Annotated in this window: 26 protein-coding genes and 1 pseudogene; 13 read left to right on the top strand and 14 right to left on the bottom strand. The window is 58.0% G+C overall.

Features of this window, described 5'->3' with window-relative positions; genetic code table 11:
• Positions 1-42: 42 nt before the first annotated feature.
• Positions 43-954, bottom strand: a complete 912-nt coding sequence (locus tag ACR0J4_RS00135) for a nucleoside hydrolase (RefSeq protein WP_170641428.1) — start codon at positions 952-954, stop codon at positions 43-45.
• Positions 955-1,129: 175 nt separating this feature from the next.
• Here ACR0J4_RS00135 and ACR0J4_RS00130 point away from each other — a divergent pair, with 175 nt between their 5' ends.
• From ACR0J4_RS00130 to ACR0J4_RS00120, 3 genes are all read left to right on the top strand, one after another.
• Complete coding sequence (locus ACR0J4_RS00130) at positions 1,130-2,020, top strand: SPFH domain-containing protein (RefSeq protein ID WP_170641426.1); 891 nt, start codon at positions 1,130-1,132, stop codon at positions 2,018-2,020.
• Entirely contained in the window at positions 2,020-2,298 is a 279-nt protein-coding gene (locus ACR0J4_RS00125; RefSeq protein WP_170458086.1) for an NfeD family protein, read from the top strand. Before ACR0J4_RS00130 ends, ACR0J4_RS00125 begins: the two co-directional genes overlap by 1 nt.
• A gap of 192 nt (positions 2,299-2,490) precedes the next feature.
• On the top strand, positions 2,491-2,853 hold the full coding sequence (locus tag ACR0J4_RS00120; protein ID WP_170458085.1) for an SUF system Fe-S cluster assembly protein: 363 nt from the start codon (positions 2,491-2,493) through the stop codon (positions 2,851-2,853).
• A gap of 211 nt (positions 2,854-3,064) precedes the next feature.
• Here the strand turns inward: ACR0J4_RS00120 and ACR0J4_RS00115 are convergent, their stop codons facing one another.
• Positions 3,065-3,289 (bottom strand): hypothetical protein, encoded by a 225-nt coding sequence (locus tag ACR0J4_RS00115; RefSeq protein WP_480668263.1) that lies wholly within the window; start codon positions 3,287-3,289, stop codon positions 3,065-3,067.
• 320 nt (positions 3,290-3,609) lie between these two features.
• Here ACR0J4_RS00115 and ACR0J4_RS00110 point away from each other — a divergent pair, with 320 nt between their 5' ends.
• Entirely contained in the window at positions 3,610-3,975 is a 366-nt protein-coding gene (locus ACR0J4_RS00110; protein WP_170467154.1) for a HesB/IscA family protein, read from the top strand.
• On the opposite strand, the gene ACR0J4_RS00105 is transcribed toward ACR0J4_RS00110, so the two are convergent.
• On the bottom strand, positions 3,972-4,883 hold the full coding sequence (locus ACR0J4_RS00105; RefSeq protein ID WP_170641424.1) for an isopenicillin N synthase family oxygenase: 912 nt from the start codon (positions 4,881-4,883) through the stop codon (positions 3,972-3,974). The two genes, ACR0J4_RS00110 and ACR0J4_RS00105, sit on opposite strands and share 4 nt — an antisense overlap.
• A gap of 127 nt (positions 4,884-5,010) precedes the next feature.
• On the opposite strand from ACR0J4_RS00105, the gene tpiA reads away from it, so the two are divergent.
• Positions 5,011-5,760, top strand: a complete 750-nt coding sequence (tpiA, locus tag ACR0J4_RS00100; protein ID WP_170641976.1) for a triose-phosphate isomerase — start codon at positions 5,011-5,013, stop codon at positions 5,758-5,760.
• A 6-nt stretch (positions 5,761-5,766) separates the two neighbouring features.
• Here the strand turns inward: tpiA and ACR0J4_RS00095 are convergent, their stop codons facing one another.
• The 7 genes from ACR0J4_RS00095 to ACR0J4_RS00065 all read right to left on the bottom strand — a co-directional run bounded on the left by ACR0J4_RS00095 (position 5,767) and on the right by ACR0J4_RS00065 (position 13,465).
• The gene (locus tag ACR0J4_RS00095) at positions 5,767-6,078 is read right to left on the bottom strand and encodes a DMT family transporter (RefSeq protein WP_170641422.1); all 312 of its coding nucleotides are present in this window, start codon (positions 6,076-6,078) and stop codon (positions 5,767-5,769) included.
• A gap of 154 nt (positions 6,079-6,232) precedes the next feature.
• Positions 6,233-7,609 (bottom strand): TRAP transporter large permease, encoded by a 1,377-nt coding sequence (locus ACR0J4_RS00090; RefSeq protein ID WP_170549035.1) that lies wholly within the window; start codon positions 7,607-7,609, stop codon positions 6,233-6,235.
• Positions 7,609-8,286: a TRAP transporter small permease gene (locus tag ACR0J4_RS00085; protein WP_170641420.1), complete on the bottom strand. Its 678-nt coding sequence runs from the start codon at positions 8,284-8,286 to the stop codon at positions 7,609-7,611. The genes ACR0J4_RS00090 and ACR0J4_RS00085 overlap by 1 nt, the downstream gene beginning before the upstream one ends.
• A gap of 115 nt (positions 8,287-8,401) precedes the next feature.
• Positions 8,402-9,403, bottom strand: a complete 1,002-nt coding sequence (locus ACR0J4_RS00080; protein WP_170641417.1) for a DctP family TRAP transporter solute-binding subunit — start codon at positions 9,401-9,403, stop codon at positions 8,402-8,404.
• Positions 9,404-9,758: 355 nt separating this feature from the next.
• Positions 9,759-10,988, bottom strand: a complete 1,230-nt coding sequence (locus ACR0J4_RS00075; protein ID WP_170549040.1) for a sigma-54-dependent transcriptional regulator — start codon at positions 10,986-10,988, stop codon at positions 9,759-9,761.
• On the bottom strand, positions 10,985-12,718 hold the full coding sequence (locus ACR0J4_RS00070) for an ATP-binding protein (RefSeq protein WP_170641415.1): 1,734 nt from the start codon (positions 12,716-12,718) through the stop codon (positions 10,985-10,987). The genes ACR0J4_RS00075 and ACR0J4_RS00070 overlap by 4 nt, the downstream gene beginning before the upstream one ends.
• Before the next feature lie 267 nt (positions 12,719-12,985).
• On the bottom strand, positions 12,986-13,465 hold the full coding sequence (locus tag ACR0J4_RS00065) for an Lrp/AsnC family transcriptional regulator (RefSeq protein WP_170373577.1): 480 nt from the start codon (positions 13,463-13,465) through the stop codon (positions 12,986-12,988).
• A gap of 141 nt (positions 13,466-13,606) precedes the next feature.
• Between ACR0J4_RS00065 and cobA the strand changes: the two genes are divergently transcribed.
• From cobA to infC, 7 genes are all read left to right on the top strand, one after another.
• The gene (gene cobA, locus ACR0J4_RS00060) at positions 13,607-14,383 is read left to right on the top strand and encodes a uroporphyrinogen-III C-methyltransferase (RefSeq protein ID WP_170641413.1); all 777 of its coding nucleotides are present in this window, start codon (positions 13,607-13,609) and stop codon (positions 14,381-14,383) included.
• Complete coding sequence (locus ACR0J4_RS00055) at positions 14,383-14,697, top strand: DUF2849 domain-containing protein (protein ID WP_170373575.1); 315 nt, start codon at positions 14,383-14,385, stop codon at positions 14,695-14,697. Before cobA ends, ACR0J4_RS00055 begins: the two co-directional genes overlap by 1 nt.
• A gap of 65 nt (positions 14,698-14,762) precedes the next feature.
• Positions 14,763-16,427: a nitrite/sulfite reductase gene (locus tag ACR0J4_RS00050; RefSeq protein WP_170641411.1), complete on the top strand. Its 1,665-nt coding sequence runs from the start codon at positions 14,763-14,765 to the stop codon at positions 16,425-16,427.
• On the top strand, positions 16,417-17,178 hold the full coding sequence (locus ACR0J4_RS00045) for a phosphoadenylyl-sulfate reductase (protein WP_170641409.1): 762 nt from the start codon (positions 16,417-16,419) through the stop codon (positions 17,176-17,178). Before ACR0J4_RS00050 ends, ACR0J4_RS00045 begins: the two co-directional genes overlap by 11 nt.
• On the top strand, positions 17,175-17,582 hold the full coding sequence (locus ACR0J4_RS00040; protein WP_170641407.1) for a DUF934 domain-containing protein: 408 nt from the start codon (positions 17,175-17,177) through the stop codon (positions 17,580-17,582). The genes ACR0J4_RS00045 and ACR0J4_RS00040 overlap by 4 nt, the downstream gene beginning before the upstream one ends.
• A gap of 105 nt (positions 17,583-17,687) precedes the next feature.
• Positions 17,688-18,539, top strand: coding sequence for a ferredoxin--NADP reductase (locus ACR0J4_RS00035; protein WP_170487349.1), 852 nt, complete (start codon positions 17,688-17,690; stop codon positions 18,537-18,539).
• A 116-nt stretch (positions 18,540-18,655) separates the two neighbouring features.
• Entirely contained in the window at positions 18,656-19,246 is a 591-nt protein-coding gene (gene infC / locus ACR0J4_RS00030) for a translation initiation factor IF-3 (RefSeq protein WP_480668285.1), read from the top strand.
• Positions 19,247-19,300: 54 nt separating this feature from the next.
• Here infC and ACR0J4_RS00025 read toward each other — a convergent pair whose 3' ends face one another.
• The 3 genes from ACR0J4_RS00025 to ACR0J4_RS00015 all read right to left on the bottom strand — a co-directional run bounded on the left by ACR0J4_RS00025 (position 19,301) and on the right by ACR0J4_RS00015 (position 21,828).
• On the bottom strand, positions 19,301-19,633 hold the full coding sequence (locus ACR0J4_RS00025) for a hypothetical protein (RefSeq protein WP_170641405.1): 333 nt from the start codon (positions 19,631-19,633) through the stop codon (positions 19,301-19,303).
• A gap of 129 nt (positions 19,634-19,762) precedes the next feature.
• Positions 19,763-21,079, bottom strand: a complete 1,317-nt coding sequence (locus tag ACR0J4_RS00020; RefSeq protein ID WP_170641402.1) for an aspartate aminotransferase family protein — start codon at positions 21,077-21,079, stop codon at positions 19,763-19,765.
• Complete coding sequence (locus tag ACR0J4_RS00015; protein ID WP_170641400.1) at positions 21,076-21,828, bottom strand: beta-keto acid cleavage family enzyme; 753 nt, start codon at positions 21,826-21,828, stop codon at positions 21,076-21,078. The genes ACR0J4_RS00020 and ACR0J4_RS00015 overlap by 4 nt, the downstream gene beginning before the upstream one ends.
• 89 nt (positions 21,829-21,917) lie before the next feature.
• On the opposite strand from ACR0J4_RS00015, the gene ACR0J4_RS00010 reads away from it, so the two are divergent.
• Positions 21,918-22,817: a MurR/RpiR family transcriptional regulator gene (locus tag ACR0J4_RS00010; protein WP_170549069.1), complete on the top strand. Its 900-nt coding sequence runs from the start codon at positions 21,918-21,920 to the stop codon at positions 22,815-22,817.
• 51 nt (positions 22,818-22,868) lie between these two features.
• On the opposite strand, the pseudogene ACR0J4_RS00005 reads toward ACR0J4_RS00010, so the two are convergent.
• Positions 22,869-22,971, bottom strand: a pseudogene (locus ACR0J4_RS00005) (FAD binding domain-containing protein); the annotation flags it as partial.

Below are 22,971 nucleotides of genomic sequence, written 5' to 3'. Positions count from 1 at the left end.
ACCGGGCAGGATTTGCCCGATCCGCCGGGTCTTTGCAACCCGTCAGGGCAGAGAGGCCACGCGGGCCGTAAACAGATCAACAACCCCTGCCCCGTCAACGTCCCGGCAGACCCAAACCGGGGGGCGCGTCTCATCCGGAACTGTGGCTCCGATTGCCTTGCCTTCGGTTGCCACCTTCAATCCGGTCTGAACGGAATCGAACATATGATCATGGGTACAGGCGATGACGGCGGTCGAGTCGTGCAGGCCGCAGCCCTCCAACCCTCCGATCTCTTTATAGAATTTCAGGTAGAACCGAGAGATATCGCGCAGAAATGCCCCCATATCGGGCGATCTCAGGGCCAAATCCTCGAAATCAGCGCTCTTGTAGAGCGTTTTCAGTGTCACATCCAAACCGACCAGAACAGTCTCAGGCGGTGCCGAGAACACCGCGTCGGCGGCTCGGGCATCGTGGTAGATATTCGCTTCGGCATGTTCCGTGATGTTGCCGGGGCAATAGACTGCGCCGCCCATGATCACCAGACGTTTGAGGTTGGAGGCGAATTCGGGATCCAAAGCCATTGCGTCCGCAATATTGGTCAATGGACCGACCGCGCACACGACAAGCTCACCCGGATGTTGGCGTGCCATTTCGACCAGAAACGCGGCCGCGCTCAGGTCGTGGTTTTGCCCGATCTCAGGGATTTCAGTCAGATCACCAAAGCCTTCCGGCCCATGCACATGCTCGGATGGGCTATGGTCGTCCTCGCCATGAGCAAAGGGGGCACCCTGCGCCACAGGGACAGCTAGTCCAAGTTTATCAACCAGATAGCGCGCATTGCGGCTGGATTGATGGACATGGGTGTTTCCGAAAACGGTAGTTAGCCCGATCAGGTCAATCTCGGGTGCGGCCGCAGCGTAGGCAATCGCCATTGCATCATCGATGCCGGGGTCTGTGTCGATTATCAGTTTCATCCTCACCCGATAGCGCAAGCATTCACAGATGCAAAGCGGTCACTGACTTTAGGTTCAGCCGTAAATTTCGGGTATTCTGGATTTGCAACCACCCCGGTTCCCGCCATACCAGAGTTGAAATCGGGCGACTCAATCCCCAAATGTATACTATAGTACACAATAAAAGAGGACAGTTATGACAGAAGAGCAGATCATCGGATTGCTTTCGTCGAATATCATTTACCTGTTGGCCGCCATTCTGGTGGTGGTCGTCATTTTCAAAGGTATCAAAATCGTTCCCCAATCTGAGAAATACGTGGTGGAACGGTTCGGACGGCTGCACTCGGTCCTTGGACCGGGGATTAACTTTATCGTTCCGTTTCTGGATGTTGCACGTCACAAGATTTCCATTCTTGAGCGCCAGCTGCCCAATGCAACGCAGGACGCGATTACCAAGGATAACGTGTTGGTGCAGATCGACACCTCGGTCTTCTATCGCATTCTCGAGCCGGAAAAGACCGTCTACCGTATCCGTGACGTAGACGGCGCGATTGCGACCACAGTCGCAGGTATCGTACGGGCTGAAATTGGTAAAATGGACCTGGATGAAGTCCAATCGAACCGCGCGCAGTTGATTGCGCAGATTCAGGCCAGCGTCGAAACCGCTGTCGATGATTGGGGTATCGAAGTGACTCGAGCAGAAATTCTTGACGTGAACCTCGATCAGGCCACCCGCGATGCGATGCTGCAGCAGTTGAACGCGGAACGCGCGCGTCGCGCTCAGGTCACTGAGGCAGAAGGTCAGAAACGCGCGGTTGAGCTGCAGGCGGACGCCGAACTCTACGCGGCCGAGCAAACCGCAAAGGCCCGCCGCATTGAGGCCGAAGCCGAAGCCTACGCAACCGGCGTTGTTGCCAAAGCCATTCAGGACAACGGCATCGAGGCGGCGCAGTACCAGGTCGCTCTGAAACAGGTGGAATCGCTGAATGCTTTGGGCAATGGTACAGGTAAGCAGACGATTGTCGTGCCGGCCAATGCGCTCGAGGCCTTTGGCGATGCGTTCAAGATGCTCAAAGGGGGCAAATGATGGCTGACCCGTTTTGGATGACGTGGTGGATCTGGATGGCGGGCGCCTTAGCGCTCGGCATTCTCGAGATCGTCCTGCCCGGGTTCATCTTCCTCGGATTCGCCATCGGGGCAGCAGGTACTGGCCTGCTGCTTCTGATCCCGGGTCTTGCGCCCTCTCTGCCGGTTCTGATGCTGATCTTCGCGGTTTTGTCGCTGGTTGCGTGGCTGGCCCTGCGGAAAACCTTCGCGCACCCGCATGGGCAGGTGAAAACGTTTGAACATGATATCAACGACTAAAGCGTTTCGGGTTAACCTGAAAAACCAAGGGACACGAATGTCCCGAGAACGCTGAAAGCGTGGCAGGGTATTCGTGTCACGGGTTAACCCGAAACGCTGCAAGGATAGGCAGCGCCCAAGAGTCACTGCACGACTGGACGCTGCCAGACCTGTTCCCTATATAAACACTCAGGCAACTGACCCGAGGCAAAGATGACTCACCCGAGTGAACAGTTAGAAGGCACACCTTTGATTGCGCCATCGAGCATAGAACACCCCCTGTATGACCAGGTGGTCGAAGCGTGCCGGACGGTCTTTGACCCGGAAATCCCAGTCAATATCTACGACCTGGGCCTGATCTACACGATCGACATCAAGGACGATAACGCCGTCAAGGTGATCATGACTCTGACCGCCCCGGGCTGCCCCGTCGCCGGTGACATGCCGGGCTGGATCATGGAAGCCATCGAACCCGTTGCTGGCGTGAAAGAAGTTGACGTCGAACTGACCTGGGAACCGCCCTGGGGGATGGAGATGATGTCAGACGAAGCGCGGCTTGAATTGGGCTTTATGTAGCATCAGCACCCAGCTAAGCCTTTGTCACAAAAGGTTAACCCCTCTGTTACCAAAGTGTAGAGCTACTGTCACAGTACTGCGGGACACATGCGGCGCACGTGTTTGCACTCCCAAACGCACTTGCACATGGGCCTGACTGGAAGACACCGCCCCCCATGGTACCGGCCCCGAAATCGGACCGCCCTTGCCCGAGGGCGGTCTTTTCTAAACCCTAGCTTACCCCGCACTTGGCCTTGATTTCATCGGATCGCGCATCGAGCTGCTTGATGTAGTCGCCGGACAGCATCTTCAATCGCTTGTTCTCGGTCCCCGTCACCAAACCCAGCAATGCGCCTGCAGGAGTGATAGCGGCAACGCTTTCCAATTGCTTGTCCTCAGCATGTTTCTTCTCAGCCGCAATCGCGCGCAGATCACCTTCGGCTGTTGCGCAATTCACTGGGTGTCGTGTCTGACTTTCGTCGGCAAAGGAAGGACCTGACACAACCAAAAGGCTTCCCCCAACAAAGAAAGCCCCAAGAAATACTTTCACTTTATGCTCTAACCCATTCATTTCACATAAATCTCCCCAAAACGGTCTCTGATCCCAACCGCGTGACTATGATCACCCAAAAACAGGCTAAGCCAATCCTCAATGCGAAAGCAACACGGACGCGCACGCGCATTCAGTATCAAATTTCACTTTCTAAGGGCGCTCTGACTTGAGCCTGCTGAAAGACGACCCTAAATTACATCTATCGCGCGACGACGGAGACTCAGATGTTCGGCATCCCCGGCAAACAAGCCGTGACCATGACGCCCAAAGCGGCAGAGCAGATCACCCGCCTGATGAAATCCGGCGGCCATGCCGGTCTGCGCATCGGCGTGAAAAAAGGTGGTTGCGCCGGCATGGAATATACCATGGACTACGTCGATGAAGCCGATCCCCATGACGAGGTCGTGGAGCAAGACGGCGCGCGCGTGATGATTGCCCCAATGGCGCAGATGTTCCTGTTCGGCACCGAGATCGACTACGAGGTTTCGCTGTTGGAATCCGGGTTCAAGTTCAAGAACCCCAATGTGGTCGACGCCTGCGGGTGTGGCGAATCCATCAAATTCGACGAAACCCTCGCCCAGCAATCCTAACTTGCATTCAAGTGAACGTAGGTCTCGTTGTACCGCCGGGTCAGGTGCTCTCCGGCAGTGATCACCTGATCTGACGTCGGAGGGGCCACATTCGTGTGGTAGGACGGGTTGAAGAACAGCGGGACCGAGATCCTCTCATTCGTGCCGCCAACCACCCGATGCTCGGTCGCTTTGACGCGCCCAGCGGTCCAGAATTCCAGCATTTCACCAAAGTTGATGATGAACACGCCCGGTTCGGCTTCGACTTTTTCCCAGCTGCCATCGGGCATCCGCACCTCAAGCCCCGCCGTGCCATCGGTCGCCAAAAGGGTAACGCAGCCATAGTCGGTATGCGCGCCGATTCCGAAATCCTTCTCTCCGGCCCAATCTGGGCGCTGCGGGTAGTAGTTGCCGCGCAGCAAAGCCATGGGCGTGTCAAAAGCGTCGTCAAAACTGTCCGAGCCGCGCCCCAGAGCAACCGCAATTGCGCGCAGAACACGCATCGCGACATCGCAGGCGTCGGTGTAGTAGAACTGAATAGCTTCTCGGAACCCCTCGGGCTTCGTGGGCCAAAGGTTAGGGGCATAGACGCTGAGATTCTCAGCGCGATAAGGGTTTTCCGGCGGCAGCTCAAAGCCGCAATCGAACACTTCCTTGAAATCGGGATTTGCGTTTGGATCGACCTGTTCGGATTTCGGCGCGCCCCAACCCCGGTTCGAGCCAGTTGACGCCATATCGACCGACTTCTTCGCCTGCACAGGCAAATGGAAAAAGGCGCGGTAGGCCTCGATGACGTCCTGAACCCGCTCAGCGCCAAGCCCGGTGTTGCCGACGGTCAGAAACCCCACTTGCCCGACGGCCCGCAGCAATCTGGCAAGCTCATCAATGTCCTGATTGTCCAATTTTTCAAGGTTGAGTTTGTCGATCATGGCGCCCTCGGATTCGCTGCGCGGACCCTGCCTTTCCAACACCGGAACTGCAACCGGAATTGTAAGGCCGGACCAAGGGTGATATCGCATGGAAAAACCTAAAGATAGCGACAAGGGAGACGCGGAGATGCGGCGCAAACTGGCGGCTGGAAACTGGAAAATGAACGGAACCAGCGCGGCGCTGAGCGAGTTGGACGCGCTCGCCGCGAAGCACCCCTCGCCCAGCGTCGATGTGCTGATCTGTCCGCCTGCAACGCTGTTGCACCGGGCCGCGGAACGCACCCAAGGCACGGGCGTTGCCGTCGGTGGACAGGATTGCCACTCCGCACCCTCGGGCGCGCATACCGGCGATACCAGCGCCGAGATGCTGAAAGACGCCGGAGCTACGGCCGTGATCCTGGGCCATTCCGAACGGCGCGAGGACCATGGCGAGCAGAACGAAGATGTGCGCGCCAAGGCCAACGCCGTGATGGAGGCTGGCCTCCAGGCGATCATCTGCGTCGGCGAAAGCCTTGAGCAGCGCGAGGCCGCCAACACGCTGGACATCATCGGAGGTCAGATGTCGGGGTCGATCCCGGACCGCTCCACCGGTGAGAACCTGATTGTCGCCTATGAGCCGATCTGGGCCATCGGTACCGGCAAGGTTCCGACATTGGACGAGATCGGCGAGGTCCATGACTTCATCCGCGCCCGGCTTGAACGTCGCTTTGGCGAGGGAGTCGGGCGCTCGGTGCGTCTGCTCTATGGTGGTTCGGTTAAACCGTCCAACGCGGCCGAGATTTTCGGCGTATCCAATGTGGACGGCGCGCTGGTAGGTGGAGCCAGCCTGAAAGCGGCCGATTTCTCGGGCATCGTTGAAGCGCTGGAAACCGCCTGAGGGCCTTCAGGCCAGTTTCATCGTGATTAGGCCCGCGACAATCAGAACCGCTGCGCATATACGCGTGGCGGTCACGGCTTCACCCAGAAACATGGTGCCAACAAGAAACGCGCCCACCGCGCCAATTCCCGTCCAGATCACATAGGCCGTTCCCAGAGGCAGGGTCCGCATCGCAAGCGCCAGCAACGCGAAGGACCCGATCATCGACACGCCCATCACAGCCGTGGGCCACAGCCGCGTGAAACCGGCCGATTGCTTCATGGCAACGGCCCAAACAATTTCCAGTAGGCCGGCAAATAGAAGAAAAATCCAGGACATCAAGGACCCCTTTCGGATATTCGGGTCGTCCCGAATGATCACCCTTTGTGGGGAGGTCGTCCTCTGACGCTATAGCTAAGCATTCGCGACCCATCTTCAAGGCACGAAAAAACCGGGCGAGAAAACTCGCCCGGTTCACACTCGTTTATCACCCCTAGTTGGTTATGATTTCCGGCCCCATGAAGGTGTTGGGCAGGAAGGTGGATATCCACGGGATATACGTCACCATGATCAGGAAGACGAACAGCACAGCCAGGAACGGCAGCGCGGCCTTCACAACGCCCATCATCGGCATCCCGGCTACGCCCGAGGTCACGAACAGGTTCAGCCCGACCGGAGGTGTGATCATCCCGATCTCCATGTTGACGACCATGATGATGCCCAGATGGATCGGATCGATGCCCAACTCGATCGCAATTGGGAACACCAGAGGCGCCACGATCACCAGCAGGCCCGAAGGCTCCATGAACTGACCGCCGATCAGCAAAATCACGTTCACCACGATCAGGAAGGTCACCGGACCCAGCCCTGCGGACAGCATGGCGCTGGCGATATGTTGCGGCACTTGCTCATCCGTCAGCACGTGCTTGAGGATCAGCGCGTTGGCGATCACGAACAACAGCGTGACGGTTAGCTTGCCGGCCTCGAACAGCGTGTGCTTGGTATCAGGGTGGAAGAAAGCCGTGAGCAACGCATAGGGCTTTTTCAGCAGCGACAGGTTCTGCGTGCCTTCCTCGGTGCTGAGCGGCCCCATATCCTTGTAGACAAAGCTCGCGATAAAGAAGGCATAGACAGCCGCCACTGCAGCAGCCTCCGTCGGGGTGAAGATGCCCCCATAGATACCACCGAGGATGATCACGATCAGGAACAGGCCCCAACCGGCTTCACGGGCGGAGACAAAGATCTCACCCCAGCCCTTCCAATCGCCCTTGGGCAGGTTCTTGACCTTGGCCATGACGTAAATGGTGATCATCAACATCAAACCAGCCATCAGGCCAGGGATGACCCCCGCAAGGAACATACGCCCGACCGAGACCTCAACGGCGGCCGCATAGACAACCATCACAATCGACGGCGGGATCAGGATACCCAGCGTACCGGCGTTACAGATCACACCAGCGGCAAATTCCTTGGAATAGCCAACCTGACGCATCCCTGCGATGACGATTGAGCCGATGGCCACAACTGTTGCAGGAGAAGACCCCGAAAGCGCCGCGAAGAGCATACAGGCAAACACGCCCGCAATCGCCAGGCCACCCGGAAGGTGCCCCACACAGGCAATCGAGAATCGGATGATCCGCCGTGCCACCCCTCCGGTCGTCATGAAGGACGAGGCGAGGATAAAGAACGGGATCGCCAGAAGGGTAAAGTGCCCCTCGAACGCCTCAAACAGCGTGCCTGCAACCGAAGCTAGTGAGCTGTCTGAATAGATCAGCAGGAATAGGGTCGAGCTGAGGCCAAGTGCCACCGCAATCGGAACCCCGATCAGCAGCAGGCCGATGACCATGGAAAATAGAAGTACAACGTCCATTAGTCATGCTCTCCTTGCTGCGCACGAACCTCTTCGATCTCGTCCTCAACCTCGTGACTGGCGACCAGACGATCCGCTTCACCACGCCAGATCTGCACAGCGACCTGCGCAAAGCGGATCACCAGCAGCAACATCGACAGCGGTAGGATGAAGTAAGGAACAACTTTGGGCAGCTTTTCGTAATATTCGCCGTAGTTGATCAAGTCCTCGAGAAAGCGGAAAGGCGCGATCATCGGGATATCGTCAACTTCGTAAAAGCTCTGACTGCGCGCGTCAAAATTCAGACCCGTGGGAAACCAGCGCCCAGAGGTTGGCGGCAGATCAGCGAAGACAGCCCAATAATCATAGGACCCCTTCAGCAACAGCAGCGAAAACGCTAGACAACAGGCCGCCGAGATCAGCGCCAGAATTCGACGCGGCGCAGGGGCCAGCATGTTCAGGATCGCATCCACACCCAGATGGGCGTGTTTCTTGACGGCGTAAGACGCCCCCAAAAGCACCAGCCATCCAAACAGGAAGACCGTCAGCTCAAGCGCCCACAGGATATTCGAGTTGAAGAAGAACCGCGCGATCACGTTGGCAAAGGTCACGGCCGTCATCAGGCCAAGTAGCACCGCGATCAGGGTTTCTTCGATATGGTCGACCAGCCCAGCCGGGCCGGATTTCGCACCAGACATCTATCTGTCCCCACATTTTTTATGATGATGAGAGTGTTGGGGCGGGCCTTTGTTTGGCCCGCCCGGCCTGCGCGCAGATTACTCCCCAGTCCCCAGCGCGCGGCCTGAACCGGGGTCAGAACCCAGCGTTAATGGCCTGAGCGGCGTCGATCTTGTCCTGACCGACGTCATCCGCGAACTGGTCCCAAACCGGCTTCATTGTGTCGACCCAGGCCTGACGCTGTTCGGGCGTCAGCTGACGAATGATGCCACCCGCTTCGGTGATCGAGGCTTTGGCAGCTTCGTTCACGGCAAAGGCCTCTTTGTTACGGGTCTCGGTGACCTCAGCCAGAATGGTCAGGAATTGATCACGCACTTCGGGGTCGAGGCTGTCCAGCCAGTCCACCGAGGTCACGACCAGATAGTCGATGATACCGTGGTTGGTCTCGGTGATACCGTCCTGCACCTCGAAGAACTTCTTGCCGTAGATGTTGGACCAGGTGTTCTCCTGCCCATCGACAACACCCTGTTGCAGCGCGCCGTAGACTTCCGAGAACGCCATTTTCTGCGGGCTGCCACCGATAGCTTCCATCTGCGCAACCAGCACGTCCGAGGACTGTACGCGGAACTTCAGACCATCTGCATCAGCCGGAGTTTCCAGCGGCTTGTTCGCCGACATCTGCTTCATGCCATTGTGCCAGAACGCCAGCCCCTGCAAACCGCGACGCTGCATGCTGTCCTTCATTGCCTGACCGGCATCCGAGGCCTGGAAGGCATCCACTGCGTCAATGTTCTTGAACATGAACGGCAGGTCAAACAGGCGGAACTGCTTGGTGAACTTCTCGAACTTCGACAACGAAGGCGCGGCCAGCTGAACGTCGCCCTGAAGCATCGCCTCAAGAACCTTGTCATCATTGTAGAGCGTCGAGTTAGGATAGACCTCCATGCACATGACGCCCTGCATCTCGTCATTGACGCGCTGTTCCAGCAGCGAGGCAGCGATGCCCTTGGGGTGCTTGTCGGTGTTTGTCACGTGCGCGAACTTTACGACGATCTCACCGTCGTCACACGCAGCCATGCCCGCCGTCGCCGTTACCGTCAAAGCCAGCGCTGTGGCTGCTGTTGTTAGGAATTTCATCTGTTTTCCTCCCAGACTTCCTCGAATTGTCTCATCGGCCCCATCTCGGCACCGTATGGACGGCAGTGAACCGACTGCTTCACGACGAAACAACAATTTGTAACAGACTTTGCGGTGTCAAGATTTATCGTTTTACAACAGAGCATTACAACCTAAGTCTAAAACACGAAGTTCGGCCTCTAGCGCACATGTGCGAAATCCCGCACATCTCTCGACGGCGCTGTGCGGAATCCCGCACAGTTTTTCGAATCACCCCCGAATCGCTCTGGCACCACCCGCAGTTCGCCTTGGCGGACTGCTCGGCCCAACGGCTTTAACCGAATGCAAATGCGGGCAAAGCTGGCGGGAGTACCCCCTATCGCCGGTAGTCCTCGGGCCGAATCTGATAGCGCGCCAGTTTGTCGTAGAACGTCTTGCGCGGCAGCTTCAGCGCCTTCGCCGCGTCCGAGGCCTTTCCGTTGTGCCGCCCCAACGCAGCGATCAGCAACGAACGCTCTACCCGTGCCATCTGCTCGTTCAAGCCCAGATCCGTCGTCTCGGTAACCTCCTCGGGCATCCCTAAAACAAACCGCATGGCCGACGACATCAAAGAGCGCGCATTGCCCGGCCAATCGCTGGCCATCAACGCTGCAAGATGCTCAGGTGACACGTCCGGCTCAGCGATCCCCGCCTGCTCGGCGGCCTGGGCAACATAGTGACGAAAGAGGGTCGGGATATCCTCGGGGCGCTCCGCCAGAGACGGTATGCGCACCCGCATCACATCCAAACGGTAGTAGAGATCGGCGTTGAATCGGCCCTCGGCAGAGATCGCAGACAGGTCCGAGGTCGTGCCCGCAATAATCCGCGCCCCTGCACCGCGCTCAATCACGTCCAGCGCTTCATACTGAGTCGATTGCGGCATGGCCGATATCTCGTCCAGAAACAGGGACCCGCCCTTTGCATCTTCGCAGGCTTGGGTGAAGTCCTGAACACTCAACCCAGCCGCCGCGCGTTTGACGAAAGGTCCCTGCCCAACGGGCGACATCAGATGCACAACCTCGGCAACCTTGGAAATCCCGCTGCCCGCCGGACCGGTGACCAGAACCTCGGCGCCCGTCGGAGCAACACTGCGCACCCGCTCACGCAAGGTCTCGGCCTGAGGGGAGAGGCCGAACAAAAGCCGCGCCGCAGGGTCTCCGCGTTCCAGCTCTGATTTAAGCGCGCGTTGTTGGATGATATGCGCTCGGGCATCAAACGCCCGGTCCAGCACCGCCAGAAGGTCCGCCGCAGCACAGGGTTTCTCCAAAAAGTCGAACGCCCCCTGCCCCATGGCCTGAACCGCCATCGGAATGTCACCCTCACCCGTCAGCAAAACCACCGGCAACTCCGGGTCGATCTCTTGTGCGTAACTAAGCAGATGAAAGCCATCCCGCCCGGGCATCCGGATATCTGACAGGATTACACCCGGGAAATCAGATCGAATGTGGTCTTTGGCCGCCACAAAAGATCCCGCCGCAATCGGTTGATACTCCGCCAGTTCGAGGGTCTGGGCCAATGCCTCACGCACAGCAGCGTCGTCGTCCACCAGCAAAACGACCCGAGTCATGCCGCCTTTTCCTTCTCACAAGGCTCCAACTCGACCGTGAACTCTGCCCCTTCTTCCGTGTTGATCCCACGGATGTTGCCCCCGAAGCTCTGGACCAGACCGTAGGAGATCGAAAGCCCAAGCCCCATTCCTTCTGAAGAGCCAACGGCCTTGGTGGAATAAAATGGCTCGAACAGCTTTTCCGTGTTCTCGATCCCCGGCCCGATGTCCCGCACGGTAACTAAAAGCCTTTCGCCGGGATGAATCTCGATCTGAATACGGCGATCTTCCTGCTGGCTCATTGCATCGGCTGCGTTGTTGATCAGGTTCACAAAAACTTGCACTAAACGGACCTCGCCACCCCAGGCAAAGACAGGATGTTCGGGCGCGGTCCAGTCCAGCGAGACATTTTCGGAACGAAGCCGAGCCTCGGTCAACTCAACAGCAGCGTTCAGAACCTGCACCAGATCCACGCGCCCCATCGGTTCGCTTTCATTGCGAGCAAATGCGCGCAGGTTCTTGATGATCCGCGCCATGCGCGTCGCCATCTGGGAAATTCGACCCAGATTTTCTGCGGCTTTCTCGGATTTACCCCGCTCCATAAAGGCTGAGCCATTGTCGGCAAACTGCTGGATCGCCATCAAAGGCTGGTTCAATTCATGGCTGATCCCAGCGGACATCTGTCCCAAAGCGCTCAGCTTACCAGCCTGAACAAGATCGGCTTGCGCGCGTTTTAGGGCGGCTTCGGCCTCCTGCCGCTCTGTAATCTCGCGGCGCAGCGCAGCGTTTGCTTTCGTCAGATCTTTGGTGCGTTTTGCCACACGGGTCTCCAGCACTGCGTTTGCCTCTGTCAGCGTACGCCGCCGTTCGGTCGCCAGAAATAACAACGCACCAAAAGCCAAACAGAGGGCTGCGACTGTCGCGGCCTGCAAACCCGCCAGTCGCCGGGCCGGAGCAACATCCATCAAGACCTCACCAGTCATGCCGATGACCGGCAATTCCTTGACAAGATGCAAAGCTCTGCGCGGCAGATATGGACTCCAATCCAGCGTCCAGAGTTCATACGGCCCCAAGCTCCGCGCCTGAAAAGAAACCGTCTCACCATCCGGAGGGGTCAAGCCAATCTCTGCGCCCACGCGTTGCCAAAACAGCAACTCCAGCCGGTTCGAGATAAAGACCACGCCGGAGTAGTCGACAAAGAACACCGCTTCGGTGCTGCCACGCCAAGTTTGTTCGATATCCTCAACGTCAGCAATCACGATCAAAGCCCCGATCACCGCACCGCTCTCATCGAAATCGGGTGCAGCATAGGTGAATATGCGATTGCCGGGTCCCGGCAGAATACCATGTGCGCTACCCAATGCGCCTTGCATAGCGCGTATGAAAGCTGGATTGTCTTGGACCGAGCTTGCGACACCTTCATGCGCAGAAGCCAGAACCGTCCCGGACCGGTCGGCATAAATTACATCGACCGCCGCCGTTTTATCCGCGACCTCCAATAGCAAAGCCTGTGCGGTGGCCCGACCGGACAGCGTATTGAGATCTTCAAGCACGGGGTGGCTGGCCATCAGCACCGCCAGTTCCTGATAGACTTGCAACTGTGTCGTCAACCGATCCGCCGCCAGATCCAAATCCGCCTCGGCCTTTTCGCTGAGTTGAAACACAGCCTGCCGGTAGCCGTAGAACCATACAGCCGAAGACAAAACTCCGACCATCATTAGAAATCCGGCAATGACCAAAATGCGTTGCATGTCTTACGGTCTTGCATTGGCGGCGCCTTATGGCAAGTCTGCACAACTTCCAAAAAGCTTCGTGCCAGACTGCAACCCATCGCGAAGGCGATACAAATCTGCCTCCGGGCGGGCGAAAGATTCAGCAAAAATCGCGCGGGCGCGCGATGCCTCCGGCGGGGATATTTAGGGCCAGATGAAGCATGGGATCCTTTTTCATCTGGCTAAAATTTTCTCGGGGGAGTCGCCCCTTGAGGGGCGGCGGGGGCAGCGCCCCCCAATCTCTTCCTAGCTTTCCACTAAAGCGTTGAGAGGCAGCATCGTGGTCGACTTGATCTCTTCCATCGACAAAAGGGCAGTCACGTTGTGAACACGCACCTCTGAGATCAGCTGTTGGTAGAACTGATCATAGGCGCGGGCATTCTTGACCCTCACTTTCAGGATATAGTCGATGTCCCCTGCCAGCCGATGTGCCTCTTGGACTTCAGGTTGATCACGCAGGGCCTTCAGGAATTTGCGCTGCCATTCGGCCTCATGCTCTGAGGTCCGGATCAAGACGAAGAACGTGGCCTCGAAACCCAGCGCTTCGGCATCAAGCAAAACGGTCTGCTGACCGATGATGCCGGCCCCTTTCAACTTGCGGATTCGATTCCAAACAGGCGTCTTGGAACTGCCGACCTGCGCCGCTATTTCGTCCAGAGATTGGCTGGCATCGCGCTGCAGCTCAGCCAGAATTTTCCGATCTGTGTCGTCTATTCGCACCGACATTCCAATTTTCCTTACGTTTCGAAACCAGCGTTCCAAATTCTCGATTCTAAAGAACGTATATTCTTATTTAGCGCGGCATATGGCGCATTACCGGGAATATTTCCTATATATCAGGACAAGTCAAACCAACTGGAACAGAAGATGACGCAGTCGGAGTCACAAAAGAACCTGGGACACGTCGATTTTGTCGGCGCAGGACCCGGTGATCCGGATTTGCTCACGCTCAAGGCGCTCAAAGCCTTTGAGCGGGCGGATGTCGTGCTGCATGATCGCCTGATCAGCGCAGAGGTTCTGAAACTGGCTGGTCAGTCCGCCGTTCTGGTCGATGTGGGCAAGTCCGGTTTCGGCCCTTCGTGGAAACAGGAAGACATCAACGCGCTGCTTGTCTCGCACGCGCTCAAAGGCCAGCGTGTTGTACGTTTGAAATCGGGCGACCCGACCGTCTTCGGGCGTCTGGACGAAGAGACTGAGGCCGTCGCGGCCGCAGGTATCTCGTGGCAGATCGTTCCGGGTATCACTGCAGCCTCTGCCGCCGTGGCTGGGATCGGTCAAAGCCTTACGCGTCGCGGTCGCAACTCCTCGGTTCGGTTTCTGACCGGTCACGACATGAAAGGGTTTGCGGATCACGATTGGGCGGCCCTTGCGCGTGAGGGATCAGTTGCGGCGGTCTATATGGGCAAGAAATCAGCACGCTTCATTCAGGGGCGCCTGATCATGCACGGCGCCGACCGCCAGACGCCTGTGACGCTGATCGAGAACGCCTCGCGCCCTGACCAACGCATTCTGGAATCCAATCTGGACCGTTTACCCAAGGATCTGGCTGCTGCCCAGATGAACGGTCCAGCCCTCATGTTTTATGGTCTCGCTCCGCGCCAAGCGCCCCTGGCCCTGACTGAATTCAAAAAGGAGCATGCCTGATGGCCCGCGCTTTTACCCCCAAAGTCGTCACCGCCAACGATCTGCTCGAAGGTGACGTGATCTATCAGACAGAAGACGACCGCTGGTCGCGCGAACTGTCCGAGGCCGAACTGATCACCGATGAGGCACATGCGCAGGTCCGTTTGCTGGACGCAGCGCGTCAGGCGAACAAGATCGTCGGCGCGTATCTGGCCGATGCCGTGGCTGGTGAAAACGGCCCCGAACCCACCCATTTCCGAGAGGAGTTCCGCCGCACCGGACCCTCGAACTATGCCCACGGAAAGCAGGAAACACAGTCGCAGCCCCGGGCCTGACCTCCGGCCCCTTTCTCCCCATTAAGGCCCCTAGGTTTCGGGGCTGCATTTAAGGACAGCTACACATGTATCGCTACTCCGAGTTTGACACAGCATTCCTGGCCGAGCGTAACCGTCAGTTCCGCGCACAGGTCGAACGCCGCATCGACGGCTCGCTGACTGAAGATGAGTTCAAGCCGCTGCGCCTGATGAACGGCCTGTATCTGCAGCTGCACGCCTATATGCTGCGGGTTGCCATTCCCTACGGCACGCTCTCCAGCGCACAGATGCGCCAACTGGCACTTCTGGCCGAGAAATGGGACAAGGGCTATGGCCATTTCACCACCCGTCAGAACATCCAGTACAACTGGCCGAAACTGAAAGACGTGCCGGATATGCTGGACGCGCTGGCCGAAGTTGGCATGCACGCCATTCAGACCTCGGGCAACACGATCCGTAACGTGACAGCCGACCACTTTGCCGGTGCCGCCGCGGATGAAATCGCCGACCCACGCCCATATGCCGAACTGCTGCGCCAGTGGTCAACCGACCACCCGGAATTCCAGTTCATGCCACGTAAGTTCAAGATCGCCATCACGGGCTCGGAAAACGACCGGGCCGTGATCAAAGCGCACGATATCGGTCTGCAACTGGTCGAACGTGACGGCGTTCTGGGCGCCCGTGTCATCGTAGGCGGTGGTCTGGGCCGGACCCCGATGATCGGCAAGGAACTGTCCGAGTTCGTCGTTTTCGACGACCTGTTGGCTTACCTCGAAGCCACCGTTTCCGTGTGGAACCAGATCGGTCGCCGCGACAACAAGTACAAGGCACGCATCAAGATCACCGTGCACGAGCATGGCATCGACGCCATCCGTGCCAAGGTCAACGAGCGCTTCCTGAAGGTTCGCCCACAGTTCAAGGGTGCCGACATGGCCCTGCTGGAAGAGATCAAGGGCCATTTTGCGGCTCCTGCCTTCCACGAAGGTTCGGTTGCGTCCTTTGAGTCGGCCTACACCAATGATCCGGTCTTCCGGTCGTGGGTCGACACCAACATCGCGCCGCACAAGAACGCGGACCACGCTATCGTCACGATATCGATCAAGAAGCACGGTAAAACGCCGGGCGATGCGACAGCCGAGCAGATGCGCGTCATGGCCGATCTGGCCGAAGAGTTCGCCTATGACGAGCTGCGCATCAGTCATGAGCAGAACGTGATCCTGCCGCATGTCCACAAATCGGACCTGCCTGCGATCCACGCGAAGCTGAAAGAGTACGAGTTGGCCACCGCCAATATCGGTCTGATCAGCGACATCATCGCCTGCCCCGGCATGGATTATTGCGCGCTGGCCACGGCCCGCTCGATCCCGGTTGCGGAACAGATTGCGACCCGCTTTGACGAGTTGAAGCTGGAGCATGATATCGGCCACTTGAAGATCAAGATCTCGGGCTGCATCAACGCCTGTGGTCACCACCATGTCGGCCATATCGGCATTCTGGGTCTGGATCGCGCAGGCGTCGAAAACTACCAGATCACTCTGGGCGGCGACGGCACCGAGACCGCGGCCATCGGCGACCGCACAGGCCCGGGCTTTGCCTATGATGAGATCGTTCCGGCCGTCGAGCGCATCGTCGACACTTATCTGAACCAGCGGGAGAGCGCGGAAGAAACCTTCCTGGAAACCTACCGCCGCGTCGGTATGGCGCCCTTCAAGGCTGCACTCTACCCCGAGGCACAGGCTAATGCCGCTTGATCTGATCCAGACGGAACTGGGCAAAGACCGCGCTGAACTGACCGAAAAGGTCAACGCGCTCAACGCCCGGTTCCGCCATCACTCGGCGCATGACGTCATGCATGGAGCGATTGAGGAAATCGACGATCTGGCTCTGGTCTCAAGCTTTGGGGCCGAGTCGGTTGTTCTGTTGCACATGGCTGCCGTTGTCGACCAGATGACGCCGGTTCTGTTCGTTGAAACCATGATGTTGTTTGCAGAAACGCTTGAATATCAGCAAGACGTCAGCGAACGCCTCGGCCTGAAGAACGTCAAGATCATCCGCGCCGAGGATGAGGACATTCAGCGTGAGGACCCCTATGGCGCGCTGCGTCTGCGGGATACGGATGCGTGCTGCAACCTGCGCAAGACCTTCCCGCTGCAACAGGCCCTGACCGGCTATCGCGGTTGGATCACCGGTCGCAAGCGGTTTCAGGCGGGCACCCGCGCTGCGCTCGAGTTCTTTGAGGTCGAGGACGGCACCGGCCGGATCAAGGTCAACCCGCTGGCCCATTGGGCGCCCGAGGACGTGCGCGCCTATATGGACGAAAACAACCTGCCCCGCCATCCGCTGGTGGCCAAAGGCTATCCCTCGATCGGCTGTGCGCCCTGCACCTCGCCGGTCAAGGAAGGCGAAGACCCCCGCGCCGGACGTTGGCGCGACCAGAACAAAGAAGAATGCGGCATCCATTTCGTCGATGGCAAAATGGTGCGCGCTGGAGAGAAAACATGAACGTAATTGTATCGGATGAGGGGTTTTCCCCCGATGACTGGACCGACGGCTTTGTCACGCTTGAAGACGCGGCCAATGATGTTGTGGCGCTTGATGTGGCCTCGGACACCGACCCCGATGAGCTGGTCCAGCGCCTTGGCAACGCCCAGATGGTGCGGGTGGATTTCCCCTCCTCGGCGGATGGTCGCGGTTTCACCATTGCCCGCGTGCTGCGCCTGAAAGGCTATACGGGCCGTTTACGCGCCAAAGGGCAGGTTCTGGCCGATCAATACGCCATGGCCCGCCGCAGCGGCTTTGACGAGGTCGAGATCGACGACGCCCTTGCCTCGCGCCAGCCCGAAGATCAGTGGTTGGCCCGCGCCAACTGGGAAGAAAACAACTACCAAGCCCGCCTGCGGGGCTGACCCCACATCGCCAGCTTGTGGCACAAAAGGGGCATTTCGCCCCTTTTCCTGACTTGGATCAAAGATTAAACGGAGATGTCGGTTTAGCAGACCGATAGCGAAACGATGACAGAGATGAAGCCCGTGAGTGAAGCAACCGCCGTAAAGGCCCCCGTTCTGCCGGACGCCCAGACCGTGACTGAGGTCAAACACTGGACCGACAGCCTGTTCTCGTTCCGGGTGTCGCGCCCTGCGACGCTGCGTTTCCGATCGGGTGAGTTCGTGATGATCGGCCTGATGGGCGATCCTGATCCGAAAACCGGTCGGCAGAAACCGCTGCTGCGCGCCTATTCGATTGCGTCTCCGTCCTGGGACGAAGAGCTGGAGTTCTACTCGATCAAGGTACAGGACGGCCCGCTGACCTCGAAGCTGCAGCACATCCAGCCCGGCGATCAGATCATCCTGCGACCCAAGCCCGTGGGCACACTGGTGCATGACGCCCTGCTTCCAGGCAAACGCCTGTGGTTCTTCGCCACTGGCACCGGCTTTGCCCCCTTTGCCTCGCTGCTGCGCGAGCCTCAAACTTATGAGGACTACGATGAGGTGATCATCACCCACACCTGCCGCGAAGTGGCCGAGCTGGAATATGGCCGCCAGTTGATCGAAAACATCCGTCAGGACGAAATGCTGGCCGAGCTGATGGGCGAAGGCTTTGCCGACAAGATCCGGTACTACCCAACAACGACCCGGGAAGAGAGCCCAAAGATGGGCCGCATCACAAACCTGCTGAAAGACGGCACCGTGTTTGCCGATCTGGGGATCGAAGGCGGCATCAAACCGGAAACCGACCGTGCGATGGTCTGCGGTTCGCTGGCGTTCAACCTGGACATCAAGGAAATCCTCGAGGAATTCGGCCTGCGCGAAGGTGCAAACTCGGAGCCCAAAGAGTTCGTAATCGAAAAAGCATTTGTAGGCTGATCAACCTGTTTGGCCGGGTCCATCGGGTCCCGGCCAGCTGTTTCCTGTGTTCAATCGTGGGAAATTCCAGTCTTTAAGCCTTTATGCTGCTTGAAACACTGCGCGCACCCGTCTAAATTCCCACCTCGAAATTCTGCAATCATCAAAGGAATGAACCCATAGCTCGCAGACCCCACAACGCGCCGCCGCAGAGAGACACTGGCCCGCGCGTCAATGAAAAGATACGTGCCCCCGAAATCCGCCTGATTGGTGCCGAAGGTGAAAATGTCGGGGTGGTTCATCCCGCCAAAGCCATGCAACTTGCCGCCGATGCCGGCCTTGACCTCGTCGAGATCTCGCCCAATGCGAACCCGCCGGTCTGCAAGATCATGGACTTTGGCAAGTTCAAGTACGAACAGCAGAAACGCGAAAGCGAAGCCCGCAAGAAACAAAAGATCATCGAGGTGAAAGAGGTCAAATTCCGACCCAACACCGACACGCATGACTATGAAGTCAAAATGAAGAACGTCTATAAGTTCTTGGAAAAGGGCGACAAGGTTAAAGTCACCCTGCGCTTCCGTGGCCGTGAGATGGCGCACCAGAACCTGGGTCGCGAACTGCTGGAACGCGTTGCCGAAGACATCAAGGAACTGGGCAAGATTGAGAATATGCCCAAGATGGAAGGCCGTCAGATGATCATGATGATCGGCCCGCTGCCGCAGAAATAACTCTGCCCATCACCGCAAATGTCCAAGCCCCTTCGATCTCCGAAGGGGCTTTTTTCATCCTGTTTTCCGGTCGCGCATCCAATGGGCTGCATCCCGCACGTCGAATACCAACGAGATGACATCGACAATCAGCAGCAGCCACAGGAACCGAACATAGGCCGAGTTGAGCGTTTCTGCTGCGCTCAGAAGCCCCACCACCACAATCACCAAAGGAACCCAGCACAGGAGATGCGGAAGGGCCATCGCTCCGCTCATCCCGCGCGCGGCAATCATGATCGGCAGGTTCAACGCCATCCCCGTGATCGCAAGAGCGGCAATCAAAACCCCCTGCGGCTGGTCCAGAAAGAACAGCGGCATCAGGTTGACCGGAACCAAAATAACGGCCACCCAGAATTGCACCCAAAGGGGTAACTCTCTGAAACTTCGCCAAATATCCTGCACCATGACCGCACTCTCATTAAGTTCGCGCCAAAATTAGCGAAATTGCGTGGGGCGAAAAGAGCTGTCACGAAATTGTCAGATCACGGCGGCCATCGCCCGGCCAAGCTTGGCGACAAGCTCGTCGATCTGCTCCTCTTCGATGATGAAGGGCGGAGCCAGAAGGATGTGATCTCCGGCCTTGCCGCCGCGCGTTCCCGACATCGGATAGCAGATCAACCCTTCGACCATTGCAGCCTTTTTGATCTTTGCAGCCACTCCCAACGTCGGATCAAACGGAGTTTTGCTTTCGCGATCCGCGACCAGTTCAATCCCGCGAAACAGGCCGCGCCCCCGGATATCGCCCACATTGGCGTGCTGCCCAAAAGCCGCTTCCAGCGCGGATTGAAGTTTAGCCCCCATAGCACCGGCCCGGGCGGGGAGGTCTTGGCTGGTCAATTCACGAACCACCGCCGAGGCCGCTGCCGTCGCCACCGGATGGCCAATATAGGTATGACCATGCTGGAAAAAGCCCGAGCCGTGTTGTATCGCATCATAGATTTTATCCGTGCAGAGCATGGCTCCAATCGGTTGATAACCGGCCCCCAACCCTTTGGCAATGCACAGAATATCCGGTGCAACGCCATCGTGATCGCAAGCAAACAGATGCCCGGTTCGACCCATACCGCACATGACTTCATCGAGGATCAGCAGGACCCCATATTGGTCACAAATCTCGCGAATGCGCTTGAAATACCCCTCGACCGCCGGAACAGCACCGAGAGTCGCACCGACAACCGGTTCCGCCATGAACGCCATGACGGTCTCCGGTCCTAGGCGGAGGATCTCCTCCTCCAACTCATTCGCGACGCGTTGGCCGTAGTCAAAGCTGCTCTCACCCTCGGGCTTTTCCGCGTATTCATAACACGCCGAGATATGGGTCATCTCGATCAGCATCGGCGCGAACTGTGCCCGCCGCCATGCATTGCCGCCAGCAGACAGCGCACCCAGCGTATTGCCGTGATAGCTTTGACGCCGCGCGATCACATGGCGACGCTCAGGCTGACCGATCTCAAGGAAATACTGGCGCGCCAGCTTGATCGCCGCCTCGGTCGCCTCGGAGCCCCCGGACACGAAATACACCCGGTCCAGATCGCCCGGAGCATGCTGGATCAGCAGATCGGCCAGCTCTTCCGCCGGTTCCGAGGTCATGAAACCGCTATGGGCAAAAGCGATCTGTTCAACTTGCTGCTGAACAGCCTCGATCACCGCGTGGTTGGAATGCCCCAAACAAGACACGGCCGCATCGCCACAATCCAGATAGCGTTTGCCGTCGGCATCAATCAGGTAACACCCGTCACCGCCTGCCGCGATGGGCAACTCGGCCTTGGTGTGGCGCGGAAACACATGGCTCATTCTTGTTCTCCTTTGATCAACGACACGAGTGCTGCAACTGACGCTGCATTGTTCGGCCAAGTTCGCCCTGAGGAGTCCGTCAGGCTGTTTTCAAACCCCACTCGCACATCCCCGCCCTGCAGCGCGGCCTTCAGCAAACACTTGTGTTCCTTTGCCCCAAACGCGCAGAGCATCCACGGACCACCCTCCTGCGGAAACTGATCCAGATCTTCGGGCTCGGATTCCTGCCCTGTCGCATACCGGCCCAAAACAAACAGGCGATCCACCTGCCCGGCCCTCACAACACCTTCAGCCTGTAGTCGTGCCAACAAGGCCGCGTCCTCCGCATGATAGAGGATATGTTGAACGCGCGTCCCCTGATCATGGCACAGACCGTAGACCCGATCTGCCATCTCCGCGACCTCGCGCACAGAGATCGACGCCCATGTGGGGACCACCTGCCGCAAGCACTCGAATTGAGCCTCTGCGTCATAGACCCCCGCGGCTTCGGTCGTGATCTGCACCTCCAGACCGGGCAACTGCTGGCGCAACTCGCCCAGGGCTTCGCGATACAAACCCGCATCCAAAGAGTGCCGCCCCTCCGAATCACGGACATGCAGATGCAGCCCGTCCGCTCCGGCTGCGTGGCAGTCATGCGCGGTTTGAAGGGTTTCCCGCAAGCTCACCGGTAGCTGAGGATGATCCGCATGCCCGCGCCGCGCCCCATTGGGGGCAACAAGGACATATGGCTTTGGGGCGGTGGACGTCATTGAACTCTCCGTTCTGTATGGGTTCGATCTACGCTCATCCAGATCGTTTTCAATTGGAAATTTTCAAAACATATGTTTTCTTTTATCCCATGACCGATGCGCTCAGCCCTCTGATCTCTGCCCTCCGGCAAACAATCGACCAAATGCCGCCGCAACTACAGGCGGCAGCCAAATATGTGATAGACCATCCGGGCGACTTTGGCCTCGACCCGATCCGCACGACCGCGACAAAGATCGGTGTCAGCTCAAACGTTCTTGTCCGCCTCGCCCAACGGATGGGCTTTGATAGCTACAACGGCTTTCGCAAACCTTTTCGACATGCCCTGGTTACAGATGGCGAGACCCGCTTGGATCGGGATTGGTTGAGCGAGGAGCGAACAGACCCTTCATTCGACCCCGCTCAGGCTGAGTTTGCGCGCAATGAAATGAACGTCGTGGCAAGATCCCTACGTTTGATGGCTCCGGAGAAAACAAGCGCCGTGATCCAGTTTATCTTAAACGCTAACCGCTGCTTCATAACAGCAACGCGTGCAAGTTATGCGCTCGCTCACTACTTCCACTATGCAGGCCGCATGGCCCATCCAGGTTTGCAACTGGTCCCGCGTCACATGGGGTCCGCAACCGACGATCTGCTGGATGCGGGGTCAGATGATTGTCTGTTGGCCATAACCGTTCGACCCTATTCGTCCGAGACGATCCGAACCATGCGCTTCGCCGCGGACCGAGGTTTGAAGATCATCCTGATCTCGGACAGCGATATGATTGCACCCGGTATTCGCCCGGACCTGAGCCTGCAGATCAGCACGCGCTCTATGCACCACTTCTCTAGCTTTTCCGGCGCGATGGCCGTTCTGGAATGCCTGCTCAGCCACCTCTTTGCGGCTGGCGGAGAAAACGCCCTGCGCCGCGTGGAAGCCTATGAGAAAACACGCGAAGACACCGGGGCTTATTGGCAACCTGCAAAGCTTCCGAAGGTTAGAAAACCATAGCAAAAGCCCCGGGGTTTTGCCCCGGGGCTTTAGGGTTTGTTGTTTCTGTGTTTACGAGCCGTCTTGGACGGCGCGTTTAGTCATCACTCCCACCAAATGCGCGCGGTAGTCTTTGCTGCCATGCATGTCGGCGATCATGTTCATCGGGTTGACG

Source organism: Ruegeria sp. B10 (genome assembly GCF_056539825.1).
This window is presented reverse-complemented; position numbering and strand designations above follow the sequence as displayed.

What these genes read in the sequence shown, in the direction of transcription:
- ACR0J4_RS00135 (WP_170641428.1), bottom strand. Translation starts at nt 954, where the DNA reads ATGAAACTGATAATCGACACAGACCCCGGCATCGATGATGCAATGGCG.
- ACR0J4_RS00130 (WP_170641426.1), top strand. Translation starts at nt 1,130, where the DNA reads ATGACAGAAGAGCAGATCATCGGATTGCTTTCGTCGAATATCATTTAC.
- ACR0J4_RS00125 (WP_170458086.1), top strand. Translation starts at nt 2,020, where the DNA reads ATGGCTGACCCGTTTTGGATGACGTGGTGGATCTGGATGGCGGGCGCC.
- ACR0J4_RS00120 (WP_170458085.1), top strand. Translation starts at nt 2,491, where the DNA reads ATGACTCACCCGAGTGAACAGTTAGAAGGCACACCTTTGATTGCGCCA.
- ACR0J4_RS00110 (WP_170467154.1), top strand. Translation starts at nt 3,610, where the DNA reads ATGTTCGGCATCCCCGGCAAACAAGCCGTGACCATGACGCCCAAAGCG.
- ACR0J4_RS00105 (WP_170641424.1), bottom strand. Translation starts at nt 4,883, where the DNA reads ATGATCGACAAACTCAACCTTGAAAAATTGGACAATCAGGACATTGAT.
- tpiA (WP_170641976.1), top strand. Translation starts at nt 5,011, where the DNA reads ATGCGGCGCAAACTGGCGGCTGGAAACTGGAAAATGAACGGAACCAGC.
- ACR0J4_RS00095 (WP_170641422.1), bottom strand. Translation starts at nt 6,078, where the DNA reads ATGTCCTGGATTTTTCTTCTATTTGCCGGCCTACTGGAAATTGTTTGG.
- ACR0J4_RS00090 (WP_170549035.1), bottom strand. Translation starts at nt 7,609, where the DNA reads ATGGACGTTGTACTTCTATTTTCCATGGTCATCGGCCTGCTGCTGATC.
- ACR0J4_RS00085 (WP_170641420.1), bottom strand. Translation starts at nt 8,286, where the DNA reads ATGTCTGGTGCGAAATCCGGCCCGGCTGGGCTGGTCGACCATATCGAA.
- ACR0J4_RS00080 (WP_170641417.1), bottom strand. Translation starts at nt 9,403, where the DNA reads ATGAAATTCCTAACAACAGCAGCCACAGCGCTGGCTTTGACGGTAACG.
- ACR0J4_RS00075 (WP_170549040.1), bottom strand. Translation starts at nt 10,988, where the DNA reads ATGACTCGGGTCGTTTTGCTGGTGGACGACGACGCTGCTGTGCGTGAG.
- ACR0J4_RS00070 (WP_170641415.1), bottom strand. Translation starts at nt 12,718, where the DNA reads ATGCAACGCATTTTGGTCATTGCCGGATTTCTAATGATGGTCGGAGTT.
- ACR0J4_RS00065 (WP_170373577.1), bottom strand. Translation starts at nt 13,465, where the DNA reads ATGTCGGTGCGAATAGACGACACAGATCGGAAAATTCTGGCTGAGCTG.
- cobA (WP_170641413.1), top strand. Translation starts at nt 13,607, where the DNA reads ATGACGCAGTCGGAGTCACAAAAGAACCTGGGACACGTCGATTTTGTC.
- ACR0J4_RS00055 (WP_170373575.1), top strand. Translation starts at nt 14,383, where the DNA reads ATGGCCCGCGCTTTTACCCCCAAAGTCGTCACCGCCAACGATCTGCTC.
- ACR0J4_RS00050 (WP_170641411.1), top strand. Translation starts at nt 14,763, where the DNA reads ATGTATCGCTACTCCGAGTTTGACACAGCATTCCTGGCCGAGCGTAAC.
- ACR0J4_RS00045 (WP_170641409.1), top strand. Translation starts at nt 16,417, where the DNA reads ATGCCGCTTGATCTGATCCAGACGGAACTGGGCAAAGACCGCGCTGAA.
- ACR0J4_RS00040 (WP_170641407.1), top strand. Translation starts at nt 17,175, where the DNA reads ATGAACGTAATTGTATCGGATGAGGGGTTTTCCCCCGATGACTGGACC.
- ACR0J4_RS00035 (WP_170487349.1), top strand. Translation starts at nt 17,688, where the DNA reads ATGACAGAGATGAAGCCCGTGAGTGAAGCAACCGCCGTAAAGGCCCCC.
- ACR0J4_RS00020 (WP_170641402.1), bottom strand. Translation starts at nt 21,079, where the DNA reads ATGAGCCATGTGTTTCCGCGCCACACCAAGGCCGAGTTGCCCATCGCG.
- ACR0J4_RS00015 (WP_170641400.1), bottom strand. Translation starts at nt 21,828, where the DNA reads ATGACGTCCACCGCCCCAAAGCCATATGTCCTTGTTGCCCCCAATGGG.
- ACR0J4_RS00010 (WP_170549069.1), top strand. Translation starts at nt 21,918, where the DNA reads ATGACCGATGCGCTCAGCCCTCTGATCTCTGCCCTCCGGCAAACAATC.